We start from the raw sequence: 11,074 nt of genomic DNA, 5'->3' as shown, positions 1-11,074 counted from the left end.
GGCCAGGACGCGCCGCGATCCGACGCACCGTATAGCCCAAACCCTCCCATTTACACAAAGCTCATTGGACCCCGGCGGCGGGCATTGTCATAGCTGTCGTCAACGCTGCTCACGGATGGTTCGATGCCGGCTTCGCCCAATCGCTCGGTGTCGCGAATTGGCGCGCGACGATACCCAAACTGTGTCACGTCGGTTCGAACGCGGATCTTGCGTCAGACCAAGCGCAATCCCGGCCCCAGGCGGGCTTTCGGAGGCGGCGTCGTGCGGCACCCGGGTACGGATTTCATCCCTTCGTCATTGAGCCGCGCCGCTGCAAGGCGCACCGACCTGTTGCGGCCTTGCAGCAGCGCATGACGGATCGGTCTAGCGGCGCATCGCGACCTTCGACTGATAGCGCTCGAGTTCCGAGATGAGCGACAGCCCATCCGGCACATTTTGACGCGCGCAGAATTCCTGCCAGATCGCACCGTAGGGCAGATCCTTCGCCTCTTCGGTGATCATCAGCCGTGCGGAGAAATCCAGCGCTGCTTCCGCCGCTTTCAGCCGTGTCTGCGGCAGCAGCAGCGCGCGCAGCAGCGCCTTTTGCATGTTGCGCGTGCCGATCACCCAAGCCGCCGTGCGCGAGATCGTGGCATCGAAGAAATCGAGCCCGATATGGGTGCGCTTGAGCAGGTCAGCAAAGACCAGCTCCTGCGCCATCTGCAGGATCGAGTCATCAAGCAGGATCACATGGTCGCTGTCCCACCGCACCGGGCGCGAGACATGCAGCAAAAGCTCGGGCACGGATAGCCAGACCGCGCTGAGCTTGTCGGCCACGTTCTCCGTCGGGTGGAAATGCCCCATGTCGAGACACAGCGCGATCTCGCGGCGGATTGCGTAGCCGAGGTAAAACTCGTGGCTGCCCACGGTCATCGACTCCACGCCGATCCCGAACAGCTTCGATTCCACCGCGTCAATCAGCTGTGCGCGCGCGAACCCGGTGGCCATCATCGCATCCAGCGCGGCCTCTAGCCGCTGGCGCGCGGCCATTCGGTCGACCGGCGTGTCCTTCGAGCCGTCGGGCACCCAGATATTGTTGACAGACGCCGAGCCGAGCGCCTTGCCGATCCCCGCCGCGATCTCTCGCGCGCGCTTGCCGTGTTCGATCCAGAAGTCACGAATGCCTTGGTCGGGATGGCTGAGCGTCAGGTTGTCATCGGCTTTGGCATGGGCAAAGAACGTCGGGTTGAAATCGATCCCGTGGTTCTTCTCCTTGGCCCAGTCGATCCAGCTCTGGAAATGCGTCAGCTCGATTGCATCGCGATCCGGGGCCGCGTCGGTATCAAGGTAGAACGCATGCAGGTTCAGCCGATGCGTCCCCGGAATTTGACCATAGGCGAAATCCAGATCGGCGCGCAGTTCTTGCGGATTGCGCGCACGTCCGGGATGATTGCCGGTGGCCTGAATACCGCCGCCCGAGGCGCCCGTGCGGGTCTCGAACCCGACCACATCGTCGCCCTGCCAGCAATGCAGTGAAATCGGGATCTCGGCCAAGGCGCTCAGCGCGGCTTCGGTCTCGACCCCCCAATCGGCATATTGGGCGCGCGCATCCTCATATCTGCTCATGATGTTTCCTCCCGTTATCGTCGCGTGGCAGCGATTTTCCCGCTTAACGCGTGAAGGCCTGCACGTTGCCGGCATCGACATTGATGATGTTGCCGGTCGATTTTGCCGAGTGTTCCGAGGCGAAGAAATAGGCAGCCTCTGCGATGTCTTCGGGCAGGACATTGCGCTTGAGCATCGAGCGCTGGCGATACATCTCTTCGAGCCCGTCCTTGTCGGTGCCATAGGTCGAGGCGCGCTGATCGAGCCATTCGCCCGACCAGATTTTCGAGCCGCGCAGCACCGCATCGGGGTTCACCACGTTCACGCGGATGCCCGCCTCGGCCCCTTCCAGCGCAAGGCAGCGCGCGAGATGGATTTCCGAGGCTTTGGCCGTGCAATAGGCCGATGCATTGGGCGAGGCGGCCAGACCGTTCTTTGACGCCACGAAGATGATCGAGCCCCCGATGCCCTGCGCGCGCATCACCTTGAACGCTTCGCGCGAGACGAGGAAATAGCCCGTCGAGAGGATTGACATATTCTTGTTCCACAGCGCGAGCGTCGTGTCCTCGATCGGCGCAGAGGAGGCGATCCCTGCGTTTGAGACCAGAATATCCACGCCGCCAAATTCCAGCGCGATCTTGGCATAGGCGGCGGCGACGGCCTCTTCCTCGGTCACGTTCATCTCGACCGTGCGCACCATATCCGCGCCGAATGCGCCCGCAAGCTGGTCGCGGGACCGGGCGAGCGCCTCGGTGTCGATATCGGCGAGCATCACGCAGGCGCCCTCGGTCAGGTAGCGCTGTGCCGTGGCCGCTCCGATCCCGCCCGCGCCACCGGTCACAAGCGCCACGCGCCCTGCCAGCGATTTGGGTTTGGGCATGCGCTGCAGCTTGGCCTCTTCCAAAAGCCAATATTCGATATCGAAGGCTTCCTGCTCGGGCAGGCCGACATATTCGCTGACGGTCGAGGCGCCGCGCATTACGTTGATCGCGTTGACGTAGAACTCGCCCGAGATCCGGGCTGTCGCCTTGTCCTTGGCGAAGGTCAGCATGCCGACGCCCGGGATCAGATAGACCACCGCATTGGGGTCGCGCAGCGCGGGGCTGTTCTCGTGTTTGCAGCGCGCGTAATAGGCGGCATAGGCGTCGCGATACTCGGCCACCTGTTGCGGCAGCCCTTCGAGCACCGCGTCGAGATTGCCCTTGGCCGGGTCGAAATCCACCACGAGCGGACGGATCTTGGTGCGCAGGAAGTGATCGGGGCAGGAGGTGCCAAGCGCTGCCAGCTCCTCCATCCGGTGCGAATTGACGAATTCCAGCACCGCGTCGTTATCGGTGAAATGGCCAAGCATGTGCTGCTTGCCCGAGACCATGCCGCGGATCGCGGGCATCAGGCGGGCGGCAACCGCGCGACGGTCATCGGCCGCGAGGCTTTCGTGCTTGGCGCCGCCAAAGATCGCTTTGCCCGCGGTCTGTGCTTCGAACCAGCCCATCGCCTTGTTGATGATCTCGAGCGTGAGCTCGTAGCAATCCTTGGCGTCATCGGCCCAGGTGAACAGCCCGTGGCTCTCCAGCACGACCCCTTTCGCGTGCGGGTTCTTCTTGCAGAAATCTTCCAGCCAAAGGCCCAATTCATAGCCGGGCTTTTTCCATGGCAGCCAGCCGATCTCGTCGCCAAAGATTTCTTGCGTCAGCGCCTTGGAGTTTTTCGACGCGGCGATCGCGATGATCGCGTCGGGATGCATGTGATCGACATGTTTGCGGGGCACATAGGCGTGCAGCGGTGTGTCGATCGAAGCTGCGCGCGGGTTCAGGTTAAAGGTGCAATGGGGCAGATAGCCTACCATCTCATCTTCGAACTCCACCCCGCGATAGAGCCCTTTCAGGGCCTCCAGCTTCGACATGTAAAGCGTCGCGAACCCGTCCATCTTGATCGAGCCGACATCCCCGCCCGAGCCCTTCACCCAAAGCACTTCGACCAACTCGCCCGAGAGGGGATCACGCTCCATCGCCTTCGCAGATGTGTTGCCGCCGCCGTAATTGGTGATCCGCTTGTCGGACCCAAGAAGGTTCGACCGATAGAGCAGTTTCTCGGCTTCGGACATGCCCTTGGCCTTGGCTTCGTCCCACTTGGACTGAAGCCGCGCGGACGCGGTGTTCATGGTGGTCTCCTCCCGATCGCCCTAATAACAGGACGTGATCAATCTGGCTGAAGGCTGGCAGGGGTACGGCGGATTGTCAATCATAAACGATCAAAAGCAATCATGCTGCAGATGCATTGCGAATATATTGATTGAAAATGATTGACAATGCGCGGCGCGCTGCGCAGTCTTTCAAAACGAGGGAGGACTCGATGCACGAAAAAGAACGCCACAGAATCATTCTGTCTGCGGTTCAGGACAGGCCCGTCGTGACGGTGCCCGATCTCTGCGCGCTGACGGGCGCGTCAGAGGCCACGATCCGCCGGGATATCGCGTCTTTGCACGTGGCAAAGCGGCTGCGTCGTGTGCGTGGCGGGGCCGAAGCTCTCAATCCCACGAAATTCCCCGGTCTCGCCGGGCGCCCTTTCACGGTGAATGAAACGATCAGGATCGCGCAAAAACAAGCAATCGCGCGCGCGGCGGTCGAGCTGTGCGACGATGGCGATCCGGTCATCATCAATGGCGGCACGACCACCTTTCAGATGGTGCATCCGCTGGCCACGCGTCAGATGCAGGTCTTCACCAACAGTTTCCCGATTGCAGAGCATCTGCTGAAGCATTCGAAGAATACGATCCTGCTGTCTGGCGGGGTGATCTATCGCGAGCAGAATATCGTTCTCAGCCCGTTCGAGAATGACGTCACGCGCAATTTCTATGCCAAGCGGATGTTCATGGGCGCGCAGGGTATGGGGCCGCTGGGTCTGATGGAGGCGGACCCGCTGCTGATCCAGGCCGAGCAAAAGCTGATCGGGCAGGCCGATGAGCTGATCGTGCTCGTCGATTCCACGAAATTCCAGAAACGCTCGTCTTTGGTTCTGTGCCCGCTGGACCGGGCGCACACCCTCATCACCGATGACGAGATCACAGATCGTGCAGCGGCCATGCTGGAGGCCGCCGGCGTCAATCTGATCGTGGCGCATCCGACCGCCGCGAAGCAGCAACAAGCCGGAGCCTGACACTTCGGTCCGTCGGAAAACAGGGAGGAGACCTGAAATGAAACTGACCAAACTTGTCACCACCGCTGCCGTGGCATTGGCCATGATGGCGGGTACTGCGTCGGCAAAGGAAATGCGGATCGCGCTGGTCGTGAAAGCGCTCGGCATCGGCTTTTTTGAAGCCGCCAACAAGGGCGCGGAAGAGGCCGCGAAGGATTTGGGCGATGTGAAAATCATCTATACTGGCCCGACCGACACCACCGCCGAAGGCCAGATCGAAGTGCTCAATTCGCTGATCGCGCAGAAAGTCGATGCGATTGCCGTGACCGCGAATGATACCGATGCGCTCGTACCGACGCTGAAAAAGGCGATGCAGCGCGGGATCACCGTGATCTCGTGGGATTCGGGCGTGGCGCCCGCGGGCCGCGAGATGCAGCTCAACCCATCCTCCACCGAGCTGATCGGCAAGATGCTCATCAAGATGGCCGCCGACAATATGCCCGATGGTGGCGATGTGGCTGTGCTGTCGGCCAGCTCGACCGCGACGAACCAGAATAACTGGATCGCGGCGATGAAATCAGACATGGGCAACTATCCCGATATCAACCTCGTCACGACGGTCTATGGCGATGATCTGGCCGACAAATCCTATCGTGAGGCGAAGGGCCTGATCGAGAAATATCCCAACCTCAAGGCGATCATCGCACCGACCTCCGTGGGTATTGTGGCGGCGGCCAAGGCCGTGACCGATGCGGGCAAGATCGGCGAGATTAACGTGACCGGTCTGGGTCTGCCCTCCGAGATGGCGGCCTATGTCGAAAACGGTGCATCGAAGAGCTTTGCGATCTGGAACCCGATCGATCTGGGCTATGCCGCGACCGAGATTGCCTACAACCTCGCCAAGGGAACCGCGAAGGCCGAGCCCGGCGCGAAGATTCCGATGGGCCGTCTGGGCGAGGTGACGCTGGACGAGAATACCGAAGGCGCGATGGCCGATCCCTTCGTCTACGACAAATCGAACATCGAGCAGTTCAAGGACATCTTCTGATCTAGAACCGCGCAAGCGGCAGGCGCGGGGTCTCGCGCCTGCCCGACAGATCTGGCCCCGCACGGGCCCAACGAGTTCAGGCTGATCATGACACAGACAGATCAGAGCCGGGGGGCGGCGCTCCGCGTGCTCGAGCTAGACGGCATCGTAAAGACCTTTCCCGGTGTGAAGGCGCTTGACGGGGTGAACCTGTCGCTGCGCGCAGGCGAGGTGACGGCGCTTGTGGGCGAGAACGGGGCTGGAAAATCGACAATCGTGAAGATCCTGACCGGGATCTATCAGCCCGACGGGGGAGAGATCCTGCTCGATGGCGCGTCGATCCGCTTTCCCGATGCCGATGCCGCCGCCCGCGCAGGCGTGACTGCGATCCATCAGGAAACCGTGCTGTTCGAAGAGCTGACGGTCGCCGAAAACATCTTCATCGGTCACGCGCCGCGCGGACGTTTCGGGATGATCGACTGGGCCGCGATGCGCAAGCGCGCCACTGAAATCCTGCGCTCGATCGGGGCCGAGATCGATGCCGAGGTGAAACTTGCCGATCTCGGGATAGCCTCGCGCCACTTGGTCGCCATTGCCCGCGCCTTGTCGGTCGATGCCCGCGTCGTGATCATGGACGAGCCCACCGCCGCGCTCTCGCATAAGGAGATCGAGGAGCTGTTCGCGCTGGTCGATATGCTCAAATCGCAGGGCAAGGCCATCCTGTTCATCTCGCATAAATTCGACGAGATCTTCCGCCTCGCCGACCGCTACACGGTGTTCCGGGACGGCCAGTTCGTGGGCGAGGGCAAGATCGGGGATGTGACCCACGACGATCTGGTGAAGATGATGGTGGGCCGCGCAGTCGATCAGGTCTTCCCCAAGCGCAGCCCCGTGATCGGCGCGCCGGTCCTGACGGTTGCTGGCTATTCGCACCCGACCGAATTCGAAGACATCAATTTTACGCTGCGCAGCGGCGAGATTCTGGGCTTTTACGGTCTGGTCGGCGCGGGTCGCTCGGAATTCATGCAGTCGCTGATCGGGATCACCAAACCCTCGAAAGGCGTGGTGCGGATCGACGACCGCGTGCGCGTGATCCGCTCGCCGGCTGCGGCGATTGATGAAGGGATCGTCTATGTGCCCGAAGATCGCGGCAAACAGGGTGCGATCACTCAGTTGCCGATCTTTCAGAACGTGACGCTGCCCTCGCTGGGCAAGACCTCGCGGCACGGCTTCACGCGCATGGCCGAGGAGTTTGCGCTGGCGCGGACTTATTGCGAGCGGCTCGATCTGCGCGCGGCCTCGCTCGATACGACCGTCGGATCGCTCTCGGGCGGCAATCAGCAAAAAGTGGTGATCGCGAAATGGTTGGCAACCCAGCCGCGCGTGATCATTCTCGACGAGCCCACGAAGGGGATCGATATCGGCTCCAAGGCCGCGGTGCATGACTTCATGGCCGAGCTGGCCGGAGCCGGGCTTGCCGTGATCATGGTCAGCTCGGAAATCCCTGAAATCCTTGGCATGTCCGACCGCGTGATCGTCATGCGCGAGGGCCGGATCGTGGCCGAGCTGGAGGGCGATGAGATGTCGCCGGAAGTGCTGGTGCGCCATGCCGCCGGGATCGAAGAGCAATTGGAGGCGGCGCAATGACCCTTCGCACCATCCCGCGCGAGGTGATCCTCGGGCTGGTCATCATCGCGCTTTGCGGCGTCATCGCGGCGCGCTTTCCAAATTTCGTGCGCCCCTCGAACCTGCTTAGCGTCGCGACCGATACCGCACCGCTGATCATGCTCGCACTGGGCCAATTCGCGGTGATCGTAACGCGCTGCATCGATCTGTCGGTCGCCGCAAACCTCGCGCTCACCGGTATGATCTGCGCGCTGCTCAACGTGGCGATGCCGGGCTTTCCGATGGGGCTGATGCTGCCGCTCGCGCTGGTGGTCGGCGCGGGCCTCGGCGCGATCAATGGCGTGCTGGTGTGGAAGGTGGGCATCCCGCCAATCGTGGTCACGCTGGGGACGATGACCGTCTTTCGCGGCATCATCTTTCTGCTCTCGGGCGGATCGTGGGTCAACGCGCATGAGATGAGCGCGAGCTTCACCCAGTTCCCGCGCATCCCCGTCCTTGGGATCGAGCTATTGGCCTGGATCGCCGTGATCGCCGTTCTGGGCGTCTACCTGCTGGTGACGCGCACAGCGCTCGGTCGGGCCTTCTACGCTGTGGGCGGCAACCCGCATGCGGCGGTCTATACCGGCATCGATGTGGGCCGCACGCAGTTCCTCGCCTTCGTGCTCTCGGGGGCGCTGGCGGGCATGACCGGCTATCTCTGGGTCGCGCGCTATGCGGTGGCCTATGTCGAGATCGCCAATGGGTTCGAGCTGGATGTCGTCGCGGCCTGCGTCATCGGTGGCGTGGCGATTGCGGGCGGCGCGGGCTCTGTCGGCGGCGTTGTGCTTGGCGCGCTGTTTCTCGGCGTGATCAAGAATGCGCTGCCGGTGGTCAATATCTCGCCCTTCTGGCAGCTCGCGATCTCAGGCACCGCGATCATCATCGCGGTGGCGCTGAATGCGCGTTCAAACCGGCCCAAAGGGCGCATCATCCTCAAGAAAGCGGAGCATAGCCATGAGCCTGTCTGATCTGCATGCGGATATGACCGAGCCCCGCCGCGCCCCGCGCACGATCCCCGATCGGTTGACCTCGCCCCTGCGCCGCAACCTGCTGGGCTGGGAGAGCCTGTTGCTGATCGTGGGTATCGCGATCTTCATCCTGAACGCTTTCGCCTCGCCCTATTTCCTGAGCGCGTGGAGCCTGTCGGATGCGACCTTCAACTTCACCGAGAAGGCGATGATCGCGTTTGCGATGGCCCTGCTGATCGTGGCGGGCGAGATCGATCTCTCGGTCGCCTCGATCATCGCACTGGCCTCGACCGCGATGGGGGCGGCAGCGACGGCGGGGGCGGGAACGCCGGTTCTTGTTCTGATCGGGTTGGGGACGGGCCTTTTGTGCGGCGCGTTCAATGGCACATTGGTGACGCGGCTGGGTCTGCCCTCGATCGTGGTCACGATCGGGACGATGAGCCTCTTTCGCGGCATCTCTTATATCGTGCTGGGGGATGGCGCCTATCGCGGCTATCCCACCAGTTTCCAGTGGTTCGGACAAGGTTATGTGTTTTGGGTGATCTCGTTTGAGTTCGTGCTTTTCGCCGTGCTGGCGGTGATCTTCGGTCTCTTGCTCCACAAGACCAATTTCGGGCGCGCGGTCTATGCCGTGGGCAATAACCCGACCGCGGCACTGTTTTCGGGCATCCGCGTTGCGCGCGTGAAGATGACGCTGTTCCTGCTGACCGGCTTGATGTCGGGTGTGGCTGCGATTTGTCTGACCGCGCGGCTGGGATCGACCCGTCCCTCCATCGCCCTCGGTATGGAGCTGGAAGTGGTGACGATGGTTGTGCTGGGCGGCGTGTCGATCTTGGGCGGTGCGGGCTCGATCCCCGGCGTGGTGATCGCGGCGTTCGTGCTGGGGCTTGTGACCTTCGGGCTGGGGCTGCTGAATGTGCCGGGGATCGTGATGTCGATCTTCACCGGCGCGCTGCTGATCGGGGTCATTGCGCTGCCGCGCCTGATCGCGAAGTGGAGAAGATGATGGAGAAGTTTGCCTTCCGGATGCAGCTGAACCCCGGTTGCCGCGATGAATATATCCGGCGTCATGACGCGATTTGGCCCGAGCTGATGGAATTGCTGACAGCGGCGGGGGTCGAGGATTACTCGATCCATCTCGATCCCGAGACGGATGCGCTGTTCGGTGTGCTCTGGCGGCGCGAGGATCACGGCATGGAGGATCTGCCCGACCATCCGGTGATGCAGAAATGGTGGGCCCATATGGCCGATATCATGGCGACCAATCCTGACAACTCCCCGGTCTCTGTCCCGCTCGAGACGGTGTTTCACCTGAAATGACCGGGACAGAGAAGACCGCGCCGCGCCATATCGCCGTGATCGATGTTGGCAAGACCAATGCGAAACTTGCGCTGGTCGAGGCCTGCAGCCTTCAGGAGATCGCCGTCGTCACGCGCCCGAACCGCGTGCTGCCGGGGCCGCCATGGCCGCATTTCGATCTCGACGGGCATTGGGCGTTTTTTCTCGAACATCTCACGCGGTTTCAGTCGGACCACGGCATCGACGCGATCTCGGTAGCGACCCATGGCGCGTCTGCGGTGCTTCTGGACGCGGATCGCCAGCTTGCCGCGCCGATGCTGGATTACGAACATGACGGGCCCGAGGCATGTGCTGCGGAATATGACCGGCTTCGCCCTGACTTTGCACGCACCGGATCACCGCGCCTTCCGCTCGGGCTCAATCTGGGCGCGCAGCTGCATTGGCAGTTCACGACCTGGCCGGATCTGCATGAGCGGGTCGCGCATATTGTGACCTATCCGCAATATTGGGGGCTGCGGCTGACGGGAAACCTCGCGACGGATGTGACGTCGCTGGGCTGTCACACCGATTTATGGAGCCCTTGGGAGGGCGGCTTTTCCGATCTACCGCACAGGCTTGGAATTGCCGAGAAGATCGTCGAGCCGCTGCGACCGGGGGCTGTCCTTGGCACTTTGCGCGCGGATATCGCCGCGACAACCGGGATCGCTGCGACAACGCCCGTCATGGTCGGTATCCACGATTCCAACGCCTCGCTGCTGCCCTATCTGGGATCGCACAGGGCCTTTTCGGTCGTCTCGACGGGGACATGGGTGATCGTGATGGCGATCGGAGCGGGGCGCCAGCCGCTCGATCCAGACCGCGACACGCTGATCAATGTGAACGCGGAAAATGCGCCAGTGCCGTCGGCGCGGTTCATGGGGGGGCGCGAATATGAGCTGCTGCGCGAGGGGTGCAGTGCCGCGCCTTCGCCGCAGGCCTGCGATGATATTCTCGCGCGCGGCGTCATGATCCTGCCCTCTGCGGTGCCCGGAACCGGGCCGTTCCCGGATCATGCGCTCGAATGGATCGGGGAGGCCGCGTCGCCAAGTGAACGCATGGCGGCGATCGGTTTCTATCTCGCGATGATGACGGAAAGCTGCCTTGCGCTGATCGGGGCGCGTGGCCCGGCGATTGTCGAGGGCCCCTTCGCGGCGAACCCGGCCTATCTTGAGATGCTCGCAGCCTTGCGCCCCGATGGCGTTCGGGTCGCGCAGTCGGCGACGGGAACATCTGCAGGCGCGGCTCTGCTTGCACTGCCCGCGACCGCGCCGCCCGAGGCTCGCCCACATCCAAGCCCCGCGCAGAGGGACGCTTTGCGGGCCTATTTCGAGAGCTGGCGGGGCGCGATCTCGGCGCG

General features: G+C 62.6%; 9 protein-coding genes. 7 read left to right on the top strand and 2 right to left on the bottom strand.

All coding sequences use genetic code 11. The features are described from left to right. Window positions 1-363: 363 nt before the first annotated feature. The gene (locus DL1_RS19830; protein ID WP_038069868.1) at window positions 364-1,605 is read right to left on the bottom strand and encodes an L-rhamnose isomerase; all 1,242 of its coding nucleotides are present in this window, start codon (window positions 1,603-1,605) and stop codon (window positions 364-366) included. A 43-nt stretch (window positions 1,606-1,648) separates the two neighbouring features. Continuing rightward, window positions 1,649-3,745: a bifunctional rhamnulose-1-phosphate aldolase/short-chain dehydrogenase gene (locus DL1_RS19825; protein WP_038069866.1), complete on the bottom strand. Its 2,097-nt coding sequence runs from the start codon at window positions 3,743-3,745 to the stop codon at window positions 1,649-1,651. Window positions 3,746-3,936: 191 nt separating this feature from the next. On the opposite strand from DL1_RS19825, the gene DL1_RS19820 reads away from it, so the two are divergent. The 7 genes from DL1_RS19820 to DL1_RS19790 form a co-directional block, all read left to right on the top strand. After that, the gene (locus tag DL1_RS19820) at window positions 3,937-4,740 is read left to right on the top strand and encodes a DeoR/GlpR family DNA-binding transcription regulator (RefSeq protein ID WP_038069864.1); all 804 of its coding nucleotides are present in this window, start codon (window positions 3,937-3,939) and stop codon (window positions 4,738-4,740) included. Window positions 4,741-4,777: 37 nt separating this feature from the next. Then, the gene (rhaS, locus tag DL1_RS19815) at window positions 4,778-5,767 is read left to right on the top strand and encodes a rhamnose ABC transporter substrate-binding protein (RefSeq protein WP_038069862.1); all 990 of its coding nucleotides are present in this window, start codon (window positions 4,778-4,780) and stop codon (window positions 5,765-5,767) included. An 87-nt stretch (window positions 5,768-5,854) separates the two neighbouring features. Further along, entirely contained in the window at window positions 5,855-7,393 is a 1,539-nt protein-coding gene (locus tag DL1_RS19810; protein WP_038069860.1) for a sugar ABC transporter ATP-binding protein, read from the top strand. Continuing rightward, window positions 7,390-8,379, top strand: a complete 990-nt coding sequence (locus DL1_RS19805; RefSeq protein ID WP_038069858.1) for an ABC transporter permease — start codon at window positions 7,390-7,392, stop codon at window positions 8,377-8,379. Before DL1_RS19810 ends, DL1_RS19805 begins: the two co-directional genes overlap by 4 nt. Then, a complete protein-coding gene (locus DL1_RS19800) occupies window positions 8,366-9,385 on the top strand; it encodes an ABC transporter permease (RefSeq protein ID WP_425441855.1) in 1,020 nt (339 codons plus the stop codon). Before DL1_RS19805 ends, DL1_RS19800 begins: the two co-directional genes overlap by 14 nt. Beyond that, complete coding sequence (gene rhaM / locus DL1_RS19795) at window positions 9,385-9,699, top strand: L-rhamnose mutarotase (RefSeq protein WP_038069857.1); 315 nt, start codon at window positions 9,385-9,387, stop codon at window positions 9,697-9,699. Before DL1_RS19800 ends, rhaM begins: the two co-directional genes overlap by 1 nt. Beyond that, window positions 9,696-11,074: FGGY-family carbohydrate kinase (locus DL1_RS19790; protein ID WP_051693712.1), on the top strand; the 1,379-nt coding region annotated here is incomplete at its 3' end. The genes rhaM and DL1_RS19790, both read left to right, overlap by 4 nt.

It is taken from the genome of Thioclava dalianensis (genome assembly GCF_000715505.1).
In the GTDB taxonomy this organism is placed as follows: Bacteria; Pseudomonadota; Alphaproteobacteria; order Rhodobacterales; family Rhodobacteraceae; genus Thioclava; species Thioclava dalianensis.
Note: the sequence above shows the minus strand (reverse complement) of the source record. Positions and strands in the feature narration are given on the sequence as shown.

Coding starts and splice junctions, on each gene's coding strand:
- DL1_RS19820 (WP_038069864.1), top strand. CDS start 3,937: ATGCACGAAAAAGAACGCCACAGAATCATTCTGTCTGCGGTTCAGGAC.
- rhaM (WP_038069857.1), top strand. CDS start 9,385: ATGGAGAAGTTTGCCTTCCGGATGCAGCTGAACCCCGGTTGCCGCGAT.
- DL1_RS19810 (WP_038069860.1), top strand. CDS start 5,855: ATGACACAGACAGATCAGAGCCGGGGGGCGGCGCTCCGCGTGCTCGAG.
- rhaS (WP_038069862.1), top strand. CDS start 4,778: ATGAAACTGACCAAACTTGTCACCACCGCTGCCGTGGCATTGGCCATG.
- DL1_RS19805 (WP_038069858.1), top strand. CDS start 7,390: ATGACCCTTCGCACCATCCCGCGCGAGGTGATCCTCGGGCTGGTCATC.
- DL1_RS19830 (WP_038069868.1), bottom strand. CDS start 1,605: ATGAGCAGATATGAGGATGCGCGCGCCCAATATGCCGATTGGGGGGTC.
- DL1_RS19800 (WP_425441855.1), top strand. CDS start 8,366: ATGAGCCTGTCTGATCTGCATGCGGATATGACCGAGCCCCGCCGCGCC.
- DL1_RS19825 (WP_038069866.1), bottom strand. CDS start 3,745: ATGAACACCGCGTCCGCGCGGCTTCAGTCCAAGTGGGACGAAGCCAAG.